Raw genomic sequence first — 21,072 nt, 5'->3', positions numbered from 1 at the left:
GCCGGCTGCGCCCTGGGGCATGCCGGCTGGGCCGCCGGGACACCCGGCGCGGGTGCTCGGCGTCGCCGGACAAGGCCCCGCCCCGGTCGGCGCGCCGGCCCGCACCCGGCGCGCCGACCGGGTGTCCCGGTGGCGGGCGTCCGCCGGTCAGTCGACGGCCGCGCCGGTGTGCCAGGTCGCCGAGTCGAAGTCGGCGTACCCGCCGTCGGCGCCGATGTCCTGCACCCAGAGGCCGGCGAACGCCCCGGTGAAGCCCCAGCCCGTCGGCTCGCCGTCCACCGCGCGGGCGGCGTGCTCGTCGGAGAGGATGGTGGCGTCGAGCACGGGTGACAGGGGCCGCCACCCGTCGCCGAGGTCGTAGGAGAACCGCAGGGCCGGCCCGTCGAAGACCACCCGCAGCCCGATCCGCGCGCGCCGCCCCAGCCGCACGGTCGCCTCCGGGTACGCCGTGCGCCGACCGGAGTCGCAGCTGAGCACCCCCAGCAGCGGCTCCCCCGCGTCGTCCAGGCTCACGTAGGCGTAGTGCCAGTTGCGGCTGTTGTAGTAGCCGGTGATCCCGGCCAGCTGGCGGAAGGTCTCCGGCCGGAACTCCAGCACGGTGGACAGCGCGCAGCGCGGGTCGGTGACCCGGCGGGCGACCAGGCTGGGCCGGTGCCGCCCGACCGGTGACTGGCCGCCGACGATCCGCAGGTGGGAGGGGCGGGCGGCGAGGTCGACCCAGTCCGGGGTGGCCGGGCGGCGCAGGGTGGACCAGGCCGGCCCGAGGGTGGGGGCGTCGAAGTGGTCGGTCGCCGGCTCCGCCGGCCACGGCGCGGGCGGCAGGTCGGGGGCGGCCACCACGTCGGCCGGTACGCCCCCGCGTACCCGGGGCCACCCGTCGGCGGTCCACTCGACCGGTTGCAGGGCGGTCTCCCGGCCCAGCACGCAGTTGCCCAGCGGGGTGTAGGGGCGGCCGGTCAGGTGGGCCAGGTACCACCGACCGTCGCCGGTCTCCACCAGACTGCCGTGGCCGGCCTTCTGCAACCGCAGCTCCGGCCGGCCGTACGAGCTGATCAGCGGGCCCGCCGGGTCCGGCCGGTACGGGCCGAACAGCGACCGGGAACGGGCCACCGTCGCCTGGTGCTCCCAGCTGGTGCCGCCCTCGGCGGTGAGCAGGTAGTACCAGCCGTCGCGGCGGTAGAGGTGCGGCCCCTCGGTGACCCCGGCGGTGGTGCCCTCGAAGATCAGCCGGGGCGGGCCGACGAGCCGCCCGGCCACCGGGTCGTACCGCTGGATCTCGATGCCGCCGAACGAGTCGCGCCCGGGGCGCCAGTCCGCACGCATGGCCAGCAGCCAGGTGCGGCCGTCGTCGTCGTGGAAGAGCGACGGGTCGAAGCCGTGCGCGTGCACGGGTACCGGGTCCGACCAGGGCCCGGTGACCTCGGGCGCGGTGACCATGTAGTTCTGCGGGTCCCAGTAGCCGCCGGCGAAGCTGGCCACGTCGGTGTAGACGAGGTGGAACCGCCCGTGCGCGTACGACAGGCAGGGCGCCCAGACGCCGCAAGAGTCGCCGACGCCGGTGAGGTCGAGCAGGCGGCGCTCGGTGAGGATGCCGCCGAGCGGTCGCCAGTGGACCAGGTCCCGGGAGTGGTGCAGCCGCACCCCCGGGTACCACTCGAACGTCGAGGTGGCCAGGTAGTAGTCCTCCCCCACCCGCAGGATCGACGGGTCGGGGTGGAAGCCCGGCAGCACCGGGTTGTGGATCACACGGGTGGTGGTGGGCGTGGTTACCCCGCTGGTCATGGGGAGGTCTCCTCGTGGGGGGCGGGTCACTTGCCGAAGCCGGCGGTGAGGCCGCCGAGCAGGTGACGCCGGCCGAACAGGTAGAGGGTGAGCACCGGCAGGGCGGAGAACACCACCAGCGCCATCAGGCCGGGCACGTCGGTGCCGAACTGGTTCTGAAAGTTCCACAGCCCGAGCGGCAGCACCCGCTGCTCGGGGCTCTGGGTGAGCACGAGGGGGAAGAGGAAGCCGTTCCAGGCGCCCAGCCCGCTGAAGATGCCGATGCTGACCAGCCCGGGCCGGGCCAGCGGCACGACGAGCCGGGTGAAGGTGCGCGCCGGGCCCGCCCCGTCGACCGTCATCGCCTCGTACAGCTCGTCGGGGATGTCGCGCAGCGTGCTGGTGAGCACGACGACCGACATGGGCAGGGAGAACGCCACGGTGGGCAGGATGATCGCCAGCAGCGAGTCGTAGAGCTGGAGCCGGGTGATGATCAGGTAGATCGGGACGACCACGGCCTGGGCGGGGATGGCCAGGCCGAGCAGGAAGAGCGAGAACCCGACCCGCACGGCCCGACTCGTGCCGCGCACGATCGCGTACGCCGCGGGCAGCGCGAGCGCGAGCACCAGCACGATCGTCGCGGCGGTCACCACCGCGCTGTTGAGCAGCAGCCGGGCGAAGCCCTGCCCCAGCACCCGGTTGTAGTTGTCGAGGGTCAGCGTCCCGGGCAGGGCCAGCGCGCCGTCGTTGAGGTAGCCGTCGGGGGTGCGCAGGCTGGTGACCAGGATGTAGTAGAGCGGCAGCACCACCACGAGCAGCCAGAGTGTCGCCCCGACCCCGGCCGGCAGGTTCACCGGCCCGCGGGCCCGCGCCCGGCGCGCGGGGGGCGGCACGTCGGCGCGTACCCCCGTGGTGGCCGGCGCGGGCGTGCCGCGCGTCGGCGGCGGCGCCGGCCGCACGGACTGCGGGTGTCTCACAGGCCCTCCCGGTCGCTGGCCATCCGGTGGTAGCCGGTGGCGCGGACGATCAGCACCGACAGCACGGTGCCGACGGCCACCAGCAGCACCGACAGCGTGCTGGCGTAGCCCATATCGAAGCCGACGAAGCCCTTGATGTACATGTGCAGCGGCAGCACCCGGGTCTCGGTGCCCGGCCCGCCACCGGTGAGCAGCAGGATCGTCTCGAAGTAGGTGAGCGACCCGACGATCATCAGCACCGAGGAGGCGACGATCGTGTGGCGCAGCAGCGGCAGGGTGATCGACCGGAACTGGCGTACCCGGTCGGCGCCGTCGATGGCCGCGGCCTCGTAGAGGCTCGCGGGGATCTGCCGGACGGCGGCCTGGTAGATCAGCGTGTGGAACGGGACGAACTGCCAGGCGATGACGAGGGCGACCACGTACAGCGCGCGGTCCGGGTCGCCGATCAGGTTGCCGTCGGACGCGCCCAGCCAGGGCCCCAGCGTCGCCGCGGCGCCGAAGTTGGGGTCCAGCAGGGACAGCCAAGCCAGCGCGATCGCGGCGGTGGAGAGCAGCAGGGGCAGGAAGAAGGCCGCCGAGAGGATCGCCCGGTTGCGCCGCGGCGCCGCGGCCCAGACGCCCAGCAGCAGCGCCAGCGGGGTCTGCACCACCCAGCACAGCGCCGTCAGCAGCAGCGTGGTCCAGACGCCGTGGGTCAGGTCGGCGTCGTCGCGCAGCGCCCGCCAGTTGTCCAGGCCGGTCCACACCGGATCGCCGAGCCCGTTCCAGCGGGTCAGGCTGAGGTAGGCCACGACGAGGATCGGTGCCAGCCCGAAGGCGGTGAAGAACAGCCCGGCGGGGACCGCCCAGAGCGCCCCCGGCCGGCCGTGCCGGCGCCGGTCCGCCGGGGCCCGGCCGAGGACCGGCACGGCCGCGGTCACCGCGCCTTGCCCATCGCGGCGACGAACTCACCGGGGGTGAGCTGGGAGAGGAAGAGCTTCTGCAGGTTGGTCAGCAGCTCGCTGCCGACCGAGGGCGGCAGCGCCTGGTCCCAGGACTGGGTGAACGACGACGCGCCGGACACCAGCTGGTAGGTGAAGGTGGTGAACTCGGCGCCCGGGGTGCCGGCCAGCTTGCTCTCCACGCCCTTGACCGCCGGCACCTGCCCGGCGGCGATCAGCCCCTGGACGTACGACTCGGAGGTCAGGGTCCGCTTCAGGAAGTCGACCGCCGTGTCGGGGTGCTTGGAGCTGGCCGACACCGAGTAGTAGTTGCTCGGGTTGCCGACGACAGCCGTCGGGTCGCCGGCGCCGTCGGCGACCGTCGGGAAGGGCAGCCAGCCCAGCTTGCCGTCCTTGACGAAGGCCGGGTTGTTGGTCAGCTGGGTGGAGTACTCCCAGCTGCCCATGAGGAACATGGCCGCCTTGCCGGTGGCGAAGAGCTTGGAGGCGCCGGAGTTGTCGTAGTTGATCGAGGCGAAGTTCGCGCCGAACGCGCCCCGCTTCGCCAGCTCCTGGCACATCGTGGCGGCCCGCACCACCGCCGGGTCCGACCAGGCGCCGGCCCCGCCGGCGGCGATCGCGGCGAACTTGTCGGGCCCGCCCACCCGGTCCAGCAGGTACTCCAGGTACATCAGTTCGGTCCAGCCCTGCGAGCCGGGCAGCGCGATCGGGGTGACCCCCTTGGCCTTCAGCGCGTCGACCACCGCGAGCAGCTGCTCGTACGTCTTCGGCGGATGGAGCCCGGCGGCGGCGAAGACGCCCTTGTGGTAGTAGAGGATCACCGGCTGGATCCCGTTCATCGGCAGGGCGTACTGCCGGCCGTCGACCTGCCCCACCGACAGCACGCTCGGCAGGAACGCGGCGGACAGGTCGGCCGTCCGGTCGGTCAGGTCGACCACCTGGCCGGCCTTGACGAACTGGGCGAGGTTGCCGCCGCCCCAGTTGAAGAAGACGTCCGGCGCCTGCGGCGACCCCATCGCCACCTGGAGCTTCTGCTTGTAGGCGTCGTTGACGTACGTGGTGAACTGGATCTTGTTCTCGGCGCCGGAGTTGTAGGCGTCGATGGCGGGCTTGAGGACCTTCTGGTATTCGGCGTCCTGCAGAGCCCAGAGCTGAAGCTGCTCACTCCCGCCCGGTCCGGAGTTGCCGCATGCGGCGAGCGAGCCCAGCACGCCGGTGCTGAGCAGGGCTGCGGCCGTACCACCCAGGAAATCGCGCCGACGCATGGCCGATCACCGTCCTCTCCACGACCCGGCCGCGCCGACCGGATGCCTCGATAAGTTTCGGGAAAGTTTCGATTTCGAGGCAGACTAGGCAGCGTCGCGAGATCGGATCAAGGGGTCGCTGTCGATGGAACGGCGGCGGAATCTAACGGATCGGACACGCCGGTGCGCAGTTTTCGAAACTTTCGGGATACGATCGAGGGCAGGGCACATCGATCGCCGAGGAGAGTGGCATGCCGGAGACGCGGGCGACCCTGTCGGAGATCGCGGCCGCCGCCGGCGTGTCCGTGCCCACCGTGTCGAAGGTGCTCAACGGCCGGCCGGACGTCGCGCCCACCACCCGACAGAAGGTGCAGGACCTGCTCGACCGGCGCGGTTACACGGCCCGGCGGGCCACCTCCTCCGGCGGCGCCGGCCTCATCGACCTGGTCTTCCGCGACCTCGGCAGCCCCTGGGCGATGCAGATCCTCGACGGCGTCGAGGAGCTGGCCTACCGGGCCGGCATGGGCGTCGTGGTCTCCGCCGTGCACGGCCGGCACCGCACCCGCCCCGACCGGCGCTGGATCGAGCAGCTCTCCGCCCGCCGCTGCGACGGGGTGCTGCTGGTGCTCTCCGACCTCTCCCCCAGCCAGCAGAGCCAACTCGACGAGCTGGGCATCCCGGTGGTCATCATCGACCCGGCCGGGCAGCCCGGCGCGGGCATCCCGTCCGTCGGCGCGACGAACTGGGCCGGTGGCGTCGCCGCCACCGAGCACCTGCTCGCCCTCGGCCACGACCGGATCGCCGTGATCGGCGGCCAGCCCACCGTGCCGTGCAGCCGGGCCCGCGTCGACGGCTACCGGGCCGCGATGAACGCGGCGGGCCGCAAGATCCCCGCCGGGTACGTCCGGCACGGCGACTTCAACGCGCCGTCCGGATACCGGGAGATGAACGCCCTGCTCGACCTCTCCCGCCCGCCCACCGCCGTCTTCGCCTGCGCCGACCAGATGGCCCTCGGCGCCTACGAGGCGCTCTACGAGCGCGGCGCGCGGGTCCCCGACGACGTGAGCATCGTCGGCTTCGACGACCTGGACGCCGCCCGCTGGTCGGCCCCGCCGCTGACCACCGTCCGCCAGCCGCTGACCGAGATGGCCGGGATGGCGACCCGGATGCTGCTCGCGCTGGTCGCCGGCGAGGAGCTGGACAGCCACCGCATCGAGCTGGCCACCCCGCTGATCGTCCGGCAGAGCACCCGCCGGCCGGCCTGAGCGGAGCCCCACCCTCCCGGGTCCGCGGGCCCGGCGCCGCCGCGGCTGCTCCCGGCCGTGACCGCGAAATTGTCGGGACCGATCGGCGCGCGAATTGAACGACCGGCGCTCCGGCACCGTACGACCGGGTGAAGGGAGCTGCTCATGAAGCGCATCACCCCGTTGCTGACCCTGCTGACCGGGGCCGGGACGGCCGCCGTGCTGTTCGCGATGAGCGCCCAGGCGGCGCCGCGTACGGTCCAGCCGACGGCCGCCGTCACCCCGTCGGCCAGCGCCACGGCGCCACCCGACGCGCCCTCGACACCACCGGCCGACCCGACCGGGCAACCGCCCGCGCAGCCGTCCGAGCAGCGCGGCCGCCCCGGCGCTCCCACCACCGCCCCGGCCGCCCCGACCGCGCCGGTCACCGGGAACTGGACCGGCCGGCTCGACAGCGGCGCCACCATCGCCGTCACCGCCACCAAGGGCACGGCCGTGGCCTACGTCTGCGACGGCCGCCGGCTGGAGATCTGGCTGCGGGGCACCGCCGCGGACGGCCGGCTGAAGCTGACCGGCAAGAAGGGCGCCACGCTGACCGCCACGATCGGCGACGGCGACGTCACCGGCGAACTGGTCGTCGGCGACAAGCGGTGGAGGTTCACCGCCAAGGCCGCCGCCACGCCCGCACCCGTGCTCTACCGGGCCACCGCGCAGACGCGCCGGGCCGGCGTCGACGGCGGCTGGATCATGCTGCCGGACGGCTCCCAGATCGGCGTGCTCACCCGCGACGGCTCCCCGGCGCCGGCCCCGCCGCTCGACCCGGCGTTCGGCACGACGATCGTCGACGGCCGCACCGTCGCCGCCGAGCCGGTGGCCGCCGACCCGGGTACGGCGGAGTGAGGCTCGGTCCCCGGCACGGCGTCGACGCGGACTCCGCCGACACCACCATGCCGGTCGTGCACGTACGGTTCGACCCGGCTCCCGCGCCGGACCCACCCGCCACGCTCGGCGCGCCCCGGGCGTCGCTGCTCGTTCCGTTGCTGGTCGGCGCGGCCGTCGCGGTGGCCACGGGCGTCTACGGTCGGCTCCACACCCCGACCGGCATCGCCGTCAACCTGGCCGGCTTCTCCGGTCCGCAGGCGGTGAAGGTGTGGCTGGGCAGCGGCGCGGCGTTCTTCGCCGTCCTCCAGTTGCTCTCCGCGCTGGCCATGTGGGGCCGGCTGGGCGGCTTCTCCCCGTCCTGGGCCGGCACCGCGCACCGCTGGTCGGGCCGGATCGCGTTCCTGCTGACCGTGCCGGTGGCGGTGCACTGCCTCTACGCGCTCGGCTTCGCCGACCACGACCCGCGCACCCTGCTGCACTCGCTGCTCGGCTGCCTGTTCTTCGGCGCCTTCACCACCAAGATGCTCGCCCTGCCCCGGCCGGGCCTGGCCGGCTGGGTGCTGCCGGTGATCGGCGGGGTGGTCTTCACCGTCCTGATGGGCATCTGGCTAACCTCGTCGCTGTGGTACTTCACCACGGTCGGCGTCGGCACCTGAGGTACGAGAGGAAGGCGAGGACATGGTCGACGACCGCGATCCCGGCTGCCCGTCCCGGCGGACGATGCTGGCCGGTGCCGGCGCGGCGGGCCTCACCGCCCTGCTGACCGGCTGCCAGACGTACGGCGAGGCCGCAGCCCCGGCCCCCGAGGCGACCGGCGCGGCGGGCGGAGCGGCGAAGCCGCTGGCCACGGTGGCGGACATCCCCGTCGGCGGCGGGAGGATCTTCGCCGCCCAAGGGGTGGTGGTCACCCAGCCCACCGAGGGCACCATCAAGGCGTTCTCGGCGAAGTGCACCCACCAGGGCTGCACCGTCACCGCCGTCCGCGACCGCACCATCGTCTGCGGGTGCCACAACAGCATCTTCGACATCGCCGACGGCTCGGTGCGCGGCGGACCAGCCGGTCAGCCGCTGCCGGAGGCGGCCGTCTCGGTCGAGGGGAACAGCATCCGGCTGGCCTGACCGGGGCCGCGCGCTCGGGCGCCGGGGGTGACCGCCCGCGGCCGGTGCTCGGTCACCACCGCGGGGCCGAGCGGGATCAGGTCGTCCCGCCGCCCGCGCGGTAGCGCCCGGCGGGCCCGTCCGGGCGGCCGGCCCGGCGGGCGACGCACGGACGGTCCGGGGGTCGCCGCGACCGTAGGGGACGGTAGAGTGGACCACCGCAGCCGACGCCCCGCCAGGCGTCGCGAGCGAGCGTCAAGCAGCGGCGCTGGTCCCCGGTCCGCCCCCGCGGAGCCGCACTCTGCGGCCGACGGGAGTGGGCCGTTCCCCGTCATGCGCTGCCCCGGCTCCGCCGGAACGATTGCGCCGGTTCGCAAGGACGTCAGACGCCATGCCGCAGTTCCCCCTCGACCTGACCGAGGCCTTCATCCAGCTGGGCACGATCCGCTACGACGAGACGGGCCTGGACGCCGTCCTGACCCGGATCGCCCAGGTCGCCCGGGACGGCATCCCGGGGGCCGCCGAGGTGTCGGTGACGCTGGTGCACGGCACCGAGGCCACCACCGCCGCCTACACCGGCGACCTGGCGCTGCGCCTCGACGAGTGGCAGTACGAGCAGGGTCGGGGCCCGTGCCTGGACGCGGCGACGACCGGCACGGTGATGATCGTGGCGGACATGGCGACGGAGGGCCGGTGGCCGGAGTGGGCGCGGCGGGCGCGCGAGGCCGGCGCCGGCAGCTCGATGTCGATCGGCCTGCCCATCCAGGAGGCGGTGGTCGGGGCGTTGAACGTCTACGGCACCCGGCCAGGCGCGTTCGACGAGGTGGCGGAGGCCGCGCAGACCTTCGCCGACCACGCCGCCGTCGCCCTGGCCAACGCCCACCTCTACGACAGCACCGCGAACCTCGCCCAGCAGATGCAGTCGGCGATGCACAGCCGGGCGGTCATCGAGCAGGCGAAGGGGATCATCATGGGGCAGCGGCGGTGCTCGGCGGACGAGGCGTTCGCGATCCTGGCGAAGGTGTCGCAGAACTCCAACCGCAAGGTGCGGGACGTGGCCGAGGCGCTGGTGCGTCAGGTCACCGCGGGTGGCGCGGCGCCCCGGCAGTCGACCCGCCCGGAGGGCTGAGTCACCGCTCAGCCGGTCGTCCGCTCGGCCCGCGCCACGAGCGCGGCGGCGACGTCGCGTACCTTGCGGTTGGTGTCCTGGGACAGCTTGGCCAGGATCGCGAACGCCTCGTCGGCCGAGCACCGCCGTTCGCCCATGATGATGCCCTTGGCCTGCTCGATGACCGCCCGGCTCTCCATCGCCGCGCGCATCTGCTCGGCCAGCGTCGCGGCGTTCTCGTACAGGTGGGCGTTGGCCACGGCCACGGCGGCGTACGCGGCGAAGGTCTTCGCCAACTCCTGCGCGTCCGGGTCGAAGGCGCGCGTCGCCAGCCCGTAGACGTTGAGGGTGCCCACCACCGCCTCCTGGATGGGCAGCCCGATCGAGAGCGAGCTGCCGACACCGGCGTCCCGGGCCCGGCCGGCCCAGTCCGGCCACCGGTCCTCGTCGGCGGTGTCCGGCACGGAGATCGCGTCGCCGCTGACCGAGGCGTCCAGGCACGGGCCCCGGCCCTGCTCGTACTGGAACTCGTCGAGTTCGAGGGCGAGTTCGCCCGTGGTGGCCACACTCTGCGCGGTGGCGTCCCGCAACAGCGTCACGGAGACCTCGGCGGCGCCGGGGATGCTGCGCCGGGCCAGCCCGGCGACGGAGCGCAGCACCTCGTCGACGCCGGCCTCGTCGAGCCGGATCCGACCGAGCTCGGCCAGGGCGTCCTGCGGGGACAGCGGAGTCTGTGCCATGGAACGGGCCCTTCACGACGGGGCGTACCCCACGGGTGCGGCGGGCATGCGCCGAGTCGGTCTTCGGTCGGACGTCCCCGGACCGCGCGCGGCGGCCGTGTGCCCGGGGCCGCGGTGGCGGCCTCGCACCGGGGCGGCGTGGCACCTCGCACCCTACCCGTCGCGCCGACGTCCCGTCGCCCGAGTCGGCGGAGGCACCGGAAGGTGGTCGCCCGGCATGACGTGTGCAAATCGGCCGGTAGGGGTAGCGTCGGAGCCGGGTCGAGACACGCGCCCAGGACCGGCACCGCACCGCGGTGCCGTGAAGTCCGATCAATCCCGCAAGGGGGCGCGATGTCCACGAAACTGCCGCACGACCGAAGCCGGGGCGCGGACGGCGACGTCCCCGCTCCGGGGGCCCCGGTGATGTCACTCGACTGGGAGCACGAGGGACCGCTGACGGTGGTGTCGGTCCACGGTGAGGTGGACATGAGCAACGCGCACCTGCTCGTCGACCTCGTGGCGGAGCTCGCCCGCCGCCCCGCTCCCCGGGTCGTCCTGGACCTCTCCGGGGTCCGCTTCGTCGACCTGCACGCCGTACGCGCCCTCATCGAGGCGGACCGCCTGCTGCGCGAGGCGGCCGGCGGCCTGGCGCTGCGACGACCGCCCCGCTGCGTCTCCCGCCTGCTGCACCTCACCGCGACGGTGCACCTGTTCGCGGTGGACGAGGGTCCGGTCCCCGGCGACGCGCCCTGGGCCCGGTCGGCCGCCACCGGCGACCGCGTGCCGCCGAGGCGAGCCACCGGCGCCCTGTCGACGCCCCACCTCCGGATGGACACCGGTCGGCCGCCCCTGCCCAGCGGCCGGGAGGTGTCGGCCTGAGTAGCGGCACCAGAATCCTGCCCGCCGCGCCGGCGCTCTCTGTCACCGCACCGGCGCCTTCGGTAGAGTCCCCGGTGCCGGCCCTCGGGGGCGGCTGAGGTCGGGGGTGCGGCGATGGGCGTGCGGAGCGGGCGGATGGGGCCTCTCGCGCTGCGCCTCGGGCTCGTGCTCGGCGCCGCCGCCTGCGCCTGGATCGGCTACGAGGTGGGCGACGACCGGTCCGCGCGCGCCGCCGACGCGCCACCCGTCGTCACGGTGGATACGGTCGTCGGAGGCGTGACCGACCTGCTCCAGACCACCATCTCCCCGGTGGCGATCCCGCCCTCGGTCGCGGCCGACACCCCGGATCCCCCGCGCCCGCCCGGGTCCGTCGACGATGGCGGCGACACGGGCGGCACGACGCCGTCCCGGGCCGGGTCGTCCCCGGCCACCGACACCCGCCAGGCGAAGCCGCCACCGAAACGGCGGACAGCCCCGCCGGCTGACCCACCGACCCGATCCGTCCCGTCGCGCCCTGGGACGCCGGAGACCGTGGCCGCGCGCCCGAGCCGGCCGCCGCGGGACCGGGTGGCGACACCCCCGGCCACCGCCGTCGACAAGGTGACCACCCCCGTCGTGGGCGCTCTGCCCGCCGTACTCGACCCGGTCACCGGCCCCGTCCTCGGCGCCCTGCCCCCCGTGCTCGAGCCGGTCACCAACCCGGTCCTCGGCGCCCTGCCCCCGGTGGTCGACCCGGTGCCCGGTCCCATCGTCGGCGCCCTGGCCCCCGTGGTCGACCCGCTGCTGCGCAGCCTCCACCCGGTCCTCAGGCCGCTGGAGCCGGTGCTTCAGTCGCTGGAGCCCGTGCTCCAACCGCTGGAGCCGGTGCTGCGGCCGCTGGAGCCGGTGCTGGGGGCGCTGCGCCCGGGCGAGGTCGCCCCGCCGGCCGAGCGGGGGGCGGGCGGCACGGCCGAGCAGGCGCCCGGAGTGACCGGCCCGGCCGGGCGACCACCCGCCAGGACCGCCCCGCCGGCACCATCCGCCGCGATGCCGCCCACCGGCCAACCCCGGACCGGGGCGGCCCTGGCCGACCCGGCACAGACGAGGGCGGCCGCGTGGTCGCCGGCGGGAGCCGGCGCCGATCCGGTCCGACCCGACGTCATCCCGCACCGCGGCGCGCCCGCCACCGACACCGGCGGCGTGCTGTCCGGCGGCGGTGTCCACCAGCCCGCCGGCGACGCCTCGACCGTCGCCTGGACCTCGCCCGCCACCGGGCTGCGGCTCTGCCGGCCGGACGCTCCCGCTCCGCTGCCGTCCCGTTGTCCCCGGCCGGGGAGCAGACCCGCCTGACGGCGTCCGCCGACGCGACGTGGGGGTCCACCTCGTCGTGGCGGCGCCGCCGTCGCGTCGGATCGGGTCCGACCGCGACGGCCGCCGCCACCGGAGTTCCCGCCGTCGCCGCCGGCCGCGCATCCCTGTCTCCCACCGCTCCGGCGTCCGCCGGACTGACGGCCCTGCGTGGGCCCCGCGTCGGGCGACCATACCGGCGCCCGGTGTCACCGGGCCACCGGCCGGTCGACCACGCCTGCCGTACCCCGATCATGATCTTGGTCAGGAGTCACACCATGAGCTACCCCATGCCCGTCGCCCGCGCCCGCTGGTGCGACGTCGGCCGAATCGTCGACCTTGTCACCGCGAGCCTCGCCCCCACCGTGGTCGGTGCCTGGCTGGTCCCCGACGAGCAGCGCAGGCCGCTCGTGCTGGCCGAGGTGGCCCGGATCTGGACCGAACACGCGCTGCTGGTCGGCGACGTGTTCCTGCTGCACGCCGGCACCGCCGCCACCGTCTGGTTCCACCGCTACGGCCCCATCCCGTCGCCCGCGCGCTACGAGGAACGGCTCGCAATGGCCTGCGGCGCGGACCACGAACGGTTCCTCCTTCTCGAACAGGCCCTGGCCGCGCACCGCCCCACCGAGGCGCACCAGCACCTGGCGATCCTGGCGGTGCCGTCCGGCCCGGACCGTGCCGCGCGGGCCGACGCCGTGCTCGCCGGCAGTCAGCGGTGGATGGACACGCTCGGCCTGCCGACGTACGCGGAGACCTTCAGCGACGGCCACCGCGCCCTGCACGGTCGGCACGGGTACCTGGAACGCGACAGCTTCCCCCTGCTGAACGGGATGCTGGTGCACCCGATGTGGCGTCCGGCGCCGCGGCCGGAGCGACGGGGGGCCAACGTCGCCCACTGGCCGACCGGGCGACCACCCCGAACCGAGCAGAACCGGGCGCGGGAGTGGGTCCCGAGGTGACCGGGTGCGCCACCGCACCGCCCCGGGCGCGTCGATGGACCGGGGCGGCCCTCGGGCCGCCCCGGTTCCCCGTCGTCACTCGGCGGATCCTCCACTATGGTCTACGACGATCTGTTCCGCGACGGTCCGGTCGCCACCGAGGTCGGCCCCGCCTTCCAGCCGGCCCGGTGACGGTCAGCCGCGTACGCCGCCCGAGGCCAGCAGCCGGGCGATCGGCAGGGTCGCCGCACCCAACGCCACCGCGTCCACCCCCAGCCGGCCGAGCTGGATCGACGCCTGCTCGTACGGCTGGCGCAGCGCCTGCCGGCCGGCGGCCGCCCGGATGGCCGGGAGCAGGTCGCCGAGGGCCATGGCGGCCCAGCCACCGAGCACCACCCGCTCCGGGTTGAACAGGTTGATCAGGTTGGCCACCCCGGCGCCCAGGTAGCCGGCGGTCTCGTCGAGCACCCGTCGGGCGGTGGCCGAGGCGGCCGCCGCGTCGACCAGCGCGGCGAGCTGGGACTCCTCGTCGTCGCCGGGCACCGGCCGGCCCCGGAGGGCCTCCCGGTAGCGGTCGATGATGGCCTCCGCCCCGACGTACGCCTCCAGGCAGCCCCGGGCGCCGCAGCGGCAGGCGCGGCCGCCGTACATCAGGGTGGTGTGCCCCCACTCGCCGGCGCTGCTGGACGCCCCCCGGTAGGTGATCCCGTTGGTCACCACGGCCGCGCCGACGCCGGAGCCGACGAGCGCGAACACGGCGTGTCGGGTGCCCCGGCCGGCGCCGAACCACATCTCCGCCTGGCCGAGGGTCTTGGCCCCGTTGTCGAGGTGCAGCGGCAGGTCGGTGCCGTCGGCGATCAGTCGTTGCAGCGGGACCCGGTCCCACCCGAGCGCCTGGGCGTGCACGACCGCCTGGGCGCCCTGCTCGACCACTCCGGAGACGCCGATGCCGACGCCGAGCACGTCGGCCGCCGCGACCCCTGCCCGGGTGGTCACCGCCTCGATGCCGGCCAGCACGTGACCGGCCACCGCGGCCGGCTCGGTGCGGGCCGGGTCCAGTGGGTACTCGCTGCTGGCCAGCAGCGTCATCGCCAGGTCGAAGAGCTCGACGCGGACCCGGGTCTCCCCCACGTCGACGCCGATCACGGCGGCGAATCCCGGCGCGACCCGGAGCATCATGCTCGGCCGCCCCCCGTCCGAGGAGGCGGCGCCCGCCTCGACGACCAGCCCCTCGTCGATCAGGTCACCGACGACGTTGCTCACCGCGGGCTGGCTCAGCCCGCTGCTGCGCACCAGGTCCTGCCGGGTCAGCGGGCCGTCGAGGAACACCTTCGTCAGCAGGGTGGACCGGTTGCGCAGCCGGAGCCCCCGGTTCGTCGCTCGCACCAGCTCCACTCCCCACCTCGCATCCTCCTCGGCCGCCCGTTCGTCCTCGGCGGACGGTTCATCGGCTGCGATCACCACGACAAGGTCCGGATCGGCCAGCGGGAGGTGACCGGACACCCCACCGGCCCAGGACGTGACCGCCTCCACGACACCGTCGACCAGCCCCACCCGGTGCAGTTGCGCCGCGCCACGCTCGGCCCGGTCGGAGAGAAAGTAGATCGACAGCGAATCCGCAGCCCACCGCGGCGCCGAATCGTACGCCTCGCCCGAGGTCAATCGTCGCGGCAACCCGGTCCCGTCGACGGCGGCGACCCAGAGGTCGCTGACCGGGTGAACACCAGCCCGCCCGACCGGGGCGACCACGAAGGCGACCCATCTGCCGCCCGGCGACAGCGCCAACGCCTGCGGAACCCGACCGTCAACCACCAACTTGGCGGAGAGCTGCGCACGGGCCATCGAGGCACAGTAGCGACCAACCACCACGGCGGCCAACCGCTGCCGCAACGCCTCCATCGCACGGCTGCGGCGCCCGCCGGGGACTATCCCGATCTCGACAGACAACCCAGGAGGAGACGACCTCGCCGCGGCGGGTCAGCGCAGCCCGGCGGCGATGGCGTCGACGAGCAGCGCGCCCACGATCCGCGTCAGGGTGGCCCGCGCCGCCTCGACGTCCAAGCCCATCGCGTCGCGCATCATCGACCAGGCCGACCAGGTGCTCGCCACGGTCAGCGCGTCGAGCAGTTGCTCGCGTCCCGGCCCGGCGTGCGCCAGCTCCGGGCCGAAGACCGTCTCGATCTCGCCGCGTACCCGGTCGATGTTGCCCTCGCGGTTGCGGCGCAGCTGCGGCGAGAACGGCTCGCGCAGCGCGGAGGCGCGGGCCGAGGGCGCCAGCACCTCCAGCATCCGGGCGCGCTGGGCGCTGAACTCCCCGATCCGCCGGGTGAGCGGCAGCTCCGGCGAGATCGGCCGGACCATCGACTCCTGCCGCTCGCTCACCCGCCGGCCGGTCGCGGCGAACAGGGTCTCCATGTCCTTGAAGTTGGTCCACAAGGTACGCAGCGACACTCCCGCGCGTTCGGCGATGCGCTCCCCGGTGGGCCGGAGGTCCCCCTCGTCGATCAGGGCGAGGTGCGCGTCGACGATGGCGGTGCGGGTACGCTCGGCGCGCGCCGACCGCCCGTCCACCCGTGCCGGCCCGTCGGCGTCCACGTCGATCATGTGATGGTCCCCCGTCCGGTGTGGTGCCCGAGAAAACTGCACCGGCAGTGTATCGACATCGCCAAACGGGGTCGGACGACGTCCCCTCCGCCGGTCCCTTGCCATATCGGGGGCGACAATGCGCACCCTGCGTGCGGCCTGTTGGACGCCAGGAAGCACCGAACAGGACCGGGCCGCCACCGTCGGGGTGGCGGCCCGGTTCGGGGCACCGCGCTGCGGCGGTCGCGGATCAGCTCGTCGGGATCGCCTCCGCCGGCGGCGCGGCCGGCGCACTGGTCAGCTCGGTGACGGCGCCGTCACCGTCGTCGGTGGTGTAGGTCGGGCCGAAGTACGCCTGGACGCCCTTCTGCACCTTGTTCATCCGGACGCCGCTGTAACCCGCGTGGACGTCCTTGCTGTAGCGGAACGGGGTGAGGCCCGGCCCGGTGAAGCCGCCCTTCTGCACGGCCTCGACCAGCTTCTCGCGGGTCAGGTCCTTGCCGGCGGCGAGCAGCGCCTGCACGAAGGTGTACGCCATCGAGTAGCCGTAGACGGCGTTGCCGTCGATCGGGTTGGCGGCGTTGTACTGCTGGTGGATCTTGGTGTACGCCTGGATCCACGGGTCGCTCGGGTCGTTCGCCATCGGCAGGTAGTTGTCGGCGATCATCCCCTCGAGGATCACCTTCTTGTCGCCGAGCTGGCCGGAGAGCGTGGTGTAGTCGGCGCCGACGTTGGACACCACCCACTGCGCCCGGAACCCCTGCCCGGCGGCCTGGCCCATGGCCAGCGCGGTGAAGCCCGGGATGCTCGCCGAGATCACCACCTGGCAGCCGGCCGCCTTCAGCGCGCCGATCGCCGGGCCGACCTGCGGGTTGGTGGGGGTGTAGGTCTGCTTGGCGACCACCGGCCCGAGGATCTTCTCCACCCCGGCGAGGGAGTCGCGGCCGAAGTCGTCGTTCTGCCCGAAATGGCACACCTTCTGGCCGGAGAACTGCTGCTTGACGAAGGTGGCGAGGATCTTGCCCTCGACGGTGTAGTCGGGCTGCCAGCCGAAGGTGGTCGGGTACTTCTCGGGCTGGTTCCAGTTGCGGCTGCCGGAGGAGACGAAGAGGTCGGGCACCTTCTGCGTCTTGACGAACTCCAGCACGTTGGTGTGGGTGGGGGTGCCGAGGCCGCCGAGGAGCGCGAAGACCTTGTCGTCGAGGACGAGCTTGCGGACGACGTTGTCGGTGTTCGCCGGGTTGTAGCCGTCGTCCATCACCTTGTAGACGATCTTCCGGCCGTTGACGCCGCCCTTGCTGTTGACGTGCTCGAAGTACGCCTTGGTGGCGGCGGAGATCTTCGAGTAGCCGGCCGCGGCGGGGCCGGTGAGTGGCTGGTGGGTGCCGATCACGACCTCGGTGTCGGTGACGCCCGGGACGTTCTCGGCCGCCTGCTGCTCGTCGTTGGCGCAGGCCGACGCGCTGACCAACAGCGCGAGGCCGGCAGTGGCCGCGAGTACGCGGCGTGTGGTGGGATGCATTGGTTCTCCATTCCGGTGCGGGTGCGAATCGGGGTGGGGTGGAACCGGGAGAGTCAGGGGTGCGGGGTCCGGCGGCCCGGCCGGAGGCGTGCGGTGAGCGTGCGGGCGGCGCCCTGGAGGCCGCCCGGGGCCGCGAGCATGACGACGATGAGGATCAGACCGAACACGGCGAGGGCCAGGTTGCCCTCCAGCCGCTGGGCGAGGCCCGCGGGCAGGGTGAAGGTGTCGGTGACGAGGCTCGGCAGGTCCTGCAGGGCCACCAGCAGGACGGCTCCCCAGACCGCCCCGGCGAGGCTGCCCAGCCCACCGATCACGATGGCCATCAGCAGGAACAGCGACAGGTCGAGGGCGAACTTGCCGGGGGCCACGGTGGCGGTCAGCACCGCGTACACGCCCCCGCCCAGGCCGGCGCAGGCGGCGCTCACCACGAAGGCGAGCACCTGGTTGCGGGCGACGTGGATGCCGGCGAGCCGGGCGGCCACCTCGTCGTCGCGGACGGCGCGCAGGGACCGGCCGAACCGGCTGCGCACCAGGTTCGCCATGAGCAGCATGGTCAGCAGCGCGGCGAGCAGCGCGACCCAGGCCAGCCACCGTTCCGGCTGGAAGTACGCCCCGAGGAACGCCGGCGGCGTCTCCGCCGGGAAGCGCAGCCCCTGCTCGCCGTTGAAGACGCCGGTGAAGATCGTGGCGATCGCCGGGACCAGGGTGGCGACGGTCAGGGTCACGCCGGCCAGGTACGGCCCGCGCAGCCGGGCGGCAGCCAGCCCGATGACCAGCCCGGCCGCCGCGGTCACCGCGACGGCGGCCAGCAGGGACAGCGGCAGGATCCACCGGCCCTGCACCGCGCGCGCCTCGAAGGCCCGCTGGACCAGCGCGACGGTGTACGCGCCGGTCGCCATCAGCGCCCCGTGCCCGAGCGAGAGCTGGCCGTTGAGCCCGACCAGGACGGTGTAGCCGGCGGTGACGCAGAGGAACGCGCAGACCCGGGCGACCTGGAGGTTCTGGTACGGCGGCAACTGGTTGGTCAGCAGCACGACGAGCGTGCCGGCGAGCACGATCGGAACCAGGTGGCGCAGCAGCGTCGAGCCGCCCGCCGTGGCGGCGTCCGGCGGGCCGGGCAGCAGCCGGCGCAGCGGTGAGGGCCGGCCGGGTGGCGGTTCGGCCGTGGACACGTCGGGCTGGGTGGTGGTCACACGTGCCTCGCTCTCGCGCTGGAGAAGAGCCCGCCGGGGCGGACCAGCAGGACCGCCAGCAGCAGGACGAGGACGGCCAGCGGCGTGGTGTCCGGGCCGAGGTAGCCGGTGACGTAGGACAGGATCACGCCGACCAGCAGGCCGCCGACCACCGCCCCGGCCGGGCTGTCCAGGCCGCCGACGACGGCGGCGGTGAACGCGACGACGAAGACCAGGTCCATCGCGTGCGGATGCAGCCCCAGCCCGGTGGGGATGACCAGCATGCCGGCGAGGGCGCCGACCGCGGCGGCCAGCGCCCAGCCGACCGTGAGCATCCGGTTGACGTTCACCCCGAGCAGCCGGGACACCTCGGGAGCGAAGGCGGAGGCCCGCATCCGCAGGCCGATCGGCGTACGGGTGAACAGCAGCGCGAGCAGCACCACGACCACCAGGACCGCGCCGAGGACCCACAGGTCGTACGGGGACAGTGCGGCGATCCCGCCGATCGACAGGGCGTCGGTGTCGAACGGCGCGGCCGCCGGCCGGTACTCGTTGCCGAAGACCATGCCGAGCACCGCCTGGATCAGCAGCACCAGGCCGAGGGCGACGATGACGTCGTTGAGGGGGTTGGCGTGGCCGACGAACCGCATCAGCACCCGTTCGACGAGCGCGCCCAGGGCGAGGCCGGCGAGGACGGCCGCGCCCAGGCCCAGCCAGTACGAACCGGTGGCGGAGGCGACCGCGTAGCCGACGTAGGCCGTCGCCACGGCCATCGCGCCCTGCGCGAAGTTGACCAGACGGGCGGCCCGCCAGATGAGCACCAGGGCGAGGGCGAACGCCGCGTAGACGGCGCCGGTGGACAGTCCGTCGAAGGTGAGGAACAAGAACCGGTCCAAGAACGGATCCTTCCTACGGGTGGGGTGGTCAGAACCCGAGGTACGCGTGGCGCAGCGTCTCGTCGTCGCGAAGCTGCGCCGCTGGGGTGGCCATGACGACGCGGCCCAGGGACATGACCACGCCCTGGTCGGCGACGGAGAGGGCACTGCGCACGTTCTGCTCAACGAGCAGGACGGTCAACCCGGTGTCGTCGCAGAGCCGGCGCAGCAGCGCCATGATCTGCGCGGTGACCCGGGGTGCGAGGCCGAGCGACGGCTCGTCGAGCAGCAGCAGCCGGGGCCGGGCGATCAGCGCCCGACCGAGGGCGAGCATCTGCCGCTCCCCGCCGGAGAGCTGGTGCCCGGCGTGCCGTCGCCGCCGGGCCAGCGGCTCGAACAGCTCGTACACCTCGTCCTGGGCTCGCCGGGCGTCGGCGCGGTCGCGGCGCCACAGCCCGCCGAGGCGCAGGTTCTCCTCGACGGTCAGCTCGGCGACGATGCCGCGGCCCTCCGGCACGTGCGCCAGGCCGCGGTGCACCAGCGCCTCGACGCGGACGCCGCGCAGGTCCGCGCCGTCGAACCGGACCTGGCCGGCGGTGGGGCGCAGCAGGCCGGACAGGGTACGCAGCAGGGTGGTCTTGCCGGCCCCGTTGGCGCCCAGGACGGCGGCGATGGTCCCGGTCGGCACCTCGAAGGTGACCTCGCGCAGCACCGGCACCGGACCGTAGCCGGAGCTGAGCCCGTCGACCGCCAGGATGGCGCTCACGGCGCGACCACCGAACCGGCGCCGGTGCCGGTGGCGCCGGCCGGGACGTCGGCGCCGAGGTACGCCTCGGTCACCAGCGGGTCGTCGCGGACCTGCTCCGGGGTGCCGGCGGCGATGACCTTGCCGAAGTCCAGCACCACGATCTCGTGGCAGACGGACATGACCAGGTCCATGTGGTGCTCGACGAGCATGATCGAGCAGGCGGCGTCGGCCCGGCCGGGCAGCCCGGTGATCAGCTCGGCCAGCTCGCCGATGTCCTCGGCGCCGAGCCCGCCGGCCGGCTCGTCGAGCAGCAGCAGGCGGGGTCGGGCGATCAGGGCGCGGGCGAGGGCGACCCGCTTGCGCACCGCGTACGGCAGGGTGCCGGGCGCGGCGGCGGCGTGCCGCGCGACGCCCAGCTCGGAGAGCAGGTCGAGGGCCTGTTCGCGCAGCCGCCGTTCGTCGCGGTCGCTGCGGGGCAGGCCGAACAGGGCGGTGGTGAAGCCGGCCCGGGCGGCGTGGCTGGCGCCGGCCATCACGTTCTCGACGACGGTGAGGCCGGGGAAGAGACCGACACCCTGCAACGTGCGGGCGATGCCGAGGCGGGTGAGCCGGTGCGGACGCGGCCGGAACGGCCGGCCGTCGAGGCTGAGCGAGCCGCTGGTCGGCGGGACGAAGCCGCAGACCACATTGAACAGGGTGGTCTTCCCGGCGCCGTTCGGGCCGATGACGCCGACGATCCGGCCGGGCGGCACCCGCAGGGAGACGCCGTCCAGCGCGACCAGTCCGCCGAACCGGACGCCGACGTCGCGCAGCACCAGGTCGATGCCGGCGGCGGGAGTGTCGGTGGGTGGTGGGCTCATCTTCACCTCTTACGGGACGCGGCGACGGGGGAAAACGCGGTGCGACTCGGGCGAAGCATCAGGGGGTGGTTATTACATCGGGAGTGTACTTTTCGAGCGGAGACCGTCAATGACTCGTTACGACGCTGTGATGTGGACGGGTCGTACCAGGACAATGGCGGTCGACCCGGGTCGTCGCCGACCCGGGTGGCG

20 protein-coding genes are annotated in these 21,072 nt (G+C 74.1%); 8 read left to right on the top strand and 12 right to left on the bottom strand.

Going from position 1 to position 21,072, the window contains the following annotated elements:
- Positions 1–147: 147 nt before the first annotated feature.
- From M2302_RS15730 to M2302_RS15715, 4 genes are read right to left on the bottom strand one after another with little or no spacing between them, the layout of a single operon-like run.
- On the bottom strand, positions 148–1,782 hold the full coding sequence (locus M2302_RS15730) for a glycoside hydrolase family 43 protein (RefSeq protein WP_280838648.1): 1,635 nt from the start codon (positions 1,780–1,782) through the stop codon (positions 148–150).
- 26 nt (positions 1,783–1,808) lie between these two features.
- Positions 1,809–2,738, bottom strand: coding sequence for a carbohydrate ABC transporter permease (locus tag M2302_RS15725; protein WP_280838647.1), 930 nt, complete (start codon positions 2,736–2,738; stop codon positions 1,809–1,811).
- A complete protein-coding gene (locus M2302_RS15720) occupies positions 2,735–3,658 on the bottom strand; it encodes a sugar ABC transporter permease (RefSeq protein WP_280838646.1) in 924 nt (307 codons plus the stop codon). Before M2302_RS15720 ends, M2302_RS15725 begins: the two co-directional genes overlap by 4 nt.
- Positions 3,655–4,944, bottom strand: a complete 1,290-nt coding sequence (locus M2302_RS15715) for an extracellular solute-binding protein (protein ID WP_280838645.1) — start codon at positions 4,942–4,944, stop codon at positions 3,655–3,657. The genes M2302_RS15720 and M2302_RS15715 overlap by 4 nt, the downstream gene beginning before the upstream one ends.
- Positions 4,945–5,174: 230 nt before the next feature.
- Between M2302_RS15715 and M2302_RS15710 the strand changes: the two genes are divergently transcribed.
- From M2302_RS15710 to M2302_RS15690, 5 genes are all read left to right on the top strand, one after another.
- Positions 5,175–6,188, top strand: coding sequence for a LacI family DNA-binding transcriptional regulator (locus M2302_RS15710; protein WP_280838644.1), 1,014 nt, complete (start codon positions 5,175–5,177; stop codon positions 6,186–6,188).
- A 144-nt stretch (positions 6,189–6,332) separates the two neighbouring features.
- Positions 6,333–7,067 carry a hypothetical protein gene (locus M2302_RS15705; protein ID WP_280838643.1) on the top strand — a complete coding sequence of 245 codons (735 nt, stop codon included), beginning with the start codon at positions 6,333–6,335 and terminating at the stop codon, positions 7,065–7,067.
- Positions 7,064–7,705, top strand: coding sequence for a DUF6529 family protein (locus M2302_RS15700; RefSeq protein WP_348529421.1), 642 nt, complete (start codon positions 7,064–7,066; stop codon positions 7,703–7,705). The genes M2302_RS15705 and M2302_RS15700 overlap by 4 nt, the downstream gene beginning before the upstream one ends.
- A gap of 22 nt (positions 7,706–7,727) precedes the next feature.
- On the top strand, positions 7,728–8,168 hold the full coding sequence (locus M2302_RS15695) for a Rieske (2Fe-2S) protein (RefSeq protein ID WP_280838642.1): 441 nt from the start codon (positions 7,728–7,730) through the stop codon (positions 8,166–8,168).
- 370 nt (positions 8,169–8,538) lie between these two features.
- Positions 8,539–9,276, top strand: a complete 738-nt coding sequence (locus tag M2302_RS15690) for a GAF and ANTAR domain-containing protein (protein WP_280838641.1) — start codon at positions 8,539–8,541, stop codon at positions 9,274–9,276.
- Between the two features lie 8 nt (positions 9,277–9,284).
- Here the strand turns inward: M2302_RS15690 and M2302_RS15685 are convergent, their stop codons facing one another.
- Positions 9,285–9,995, bottom strand: coding sequence for a GAF and ANTAR domain-containing protein (locus M2302_RS15685; protein ID WP_280838640.1), 711 nt, complete (start codon positions 9,993–9,995; stop codon positions 9,285–9,287).
- Between the two features lie 333 nt (positions 9,996–10,328).
- Here M2302_RS15685 and M2302_RS15680 point away from each other — a divergent pair, with 333 nt between their 5' ends.
- The 3 genes from M2302_RS15680 to M2302_RS15670 all read left to right on the top strand — a co-directional run bounded on the left by M2302_RS15680 (position 10,329) and on the right by M2302_RS15670 (position 13,141).
- Positions 10,329–10,856, top strand: coding sequence for an STAS domain-containing protein (locus tag M2302_RS15680; RefSeq protein WP_280838639.1), 528 nt, complete (start codon positions 10,329–10,331; stop codon positions 10,854–10,856).
- A 135-nt stretch (positions 10,857–10,991) separates the two neighbouring features.
- On the top strand, positions 10,992–12,185 hold the full coding sequence (locus tag M2302_RS15675; protein ID WP_280838638.1) for a hypothetical protein: 1,194 nt from the start codon (positions 10,992–10,994) through the stop codon (positions 12,183–12,185).
- Between the two features lie 275 nt (positions 12,186–12,460).
- Positions 12,461–13,141, top strand: a complete 681-nt coding sequence (locus M2302_RS15670) for a hypothetical protein (protein ID WP_280838637.1) — start codon at positions 12,461–12,463, stop codon at positions 13,139–13,141.
- A gap of 174 nt (positions 13,142–13,315) precedes the next feature.
- Here the strand turns inward: M2302_RS15670 and M2302_RS15665 are convergent, their stop codons facing one another.
- The 7 genes from M2302_RS15665 to M2302_RS15635 all read right to left on the bottom strand — a co-directional run bounded on the left by M2302_RS15665 (position 13,316) and on the right by M2302_RS15635 (position 20,880).
- Positions 13,316–14,962 carry an ROK family protein gene (locus M2302_RS15665; RefSeq protein WP_280838636.1) on the bottom strand — a complete coding sequence of 549 codons (1,647 nt, stop codon included), beginning with the start codon at positions 14,960–14,962 and terminating at the stop codon, positions 13,316–13,318.
- Between the two features lie 135 nt (positions 14,963–15,097).
- Complete coding sequence (locus tag M2302_RS15660; RefSeq protein WP_280838635.1) at positions 15,098–15,724, bottom strand: TetR/AcrR family transcriptional regulator; 627 nt, start codon at positions 15,722–15,724, stop codon at positions 15,098–15,100.
- A 229-nt stretch (positions 15,725–15,953) separates the two neighbouring features.
- Positions 15,954–17,225 carry an ABC transporter substrate-binding protein gene (locus M2302_RS15655; RefSeq protein ID WP_280838634.1) on the bottom strand — a complete coding sequence of 424 codons (1,272 nt, stop codon included), beginning with the start codon at positions 17,223–17,225 and terminating at the stop codon, positions 15,954–15,956.
- A 53-nt stretch (positions 17,226–17,278) separates the two neighbouring features.
- Positions 17,279–18,418, bottom strand: a complete 1,140-nt coding sequence (locus M2302_RS15650) for a branched-chain amino acid ABC transporter permease (RefSeq protein ID WP_280838633.1) — start codon at positions 18,416–18,418, stop codon at positions 17,279–17,281.
- Positions 18,415–19,293, bottom strand: coding sequence for a branched-chain amino acid ABC transporter permease (locus tag M2302_RS15645; protein ID WP_210776938.1), 879 nt, complete (start codon positions 19,291–19,293; stop codon positions 18,415–18,417). Before M2302_RS15645 ends, M2302_RS15650 begins: the two co-directional genes overlap by 4 nt.
- A gap of 28 nt (positions 19,294–19,321) precedes the next feature.
- Entirely contained in the window at positions 19,322–20,038 is a 717-nt protein-coding gene (locus tag M2302_RS15640; protein WP_280838632.1) for an ABC transporter ATP-binding protein, read from the bottom strand.
- Positions 20,035–20,880 (bottom strand): ABC transporter ATP-binding protein, encoded by an 846-nt coding sequence (locus M2302_RS15635; RefSeq protein WP_280838631.1) that lies wholly within the window; start codon positions 20,878–20,880, stop codon positions 20,035–20,037. The genes M2302_RS15640 and M2302_RS15635 overlap by 4 nt, the downstream gene beginning before the upstream one ends.
- Positions 20,881–21,072: the final 192 nt, after the last annotated feature.

The organism is Micromonospora sp. A200 (genome assembly GCF_029893845.1).
In the GTDB taxonomy this organism is placed as follows: Bacteria; Actinomycetota; Actinomycetes; order Mycobacteriales; family Micromonosporaceae; genus Micromonospora; species Micromonospora purpureochromogenes.
Note: the sequence above shows the minus strand (reverse complement) of the source record. Positions and strands in the feature narration are given on the sequence as shown.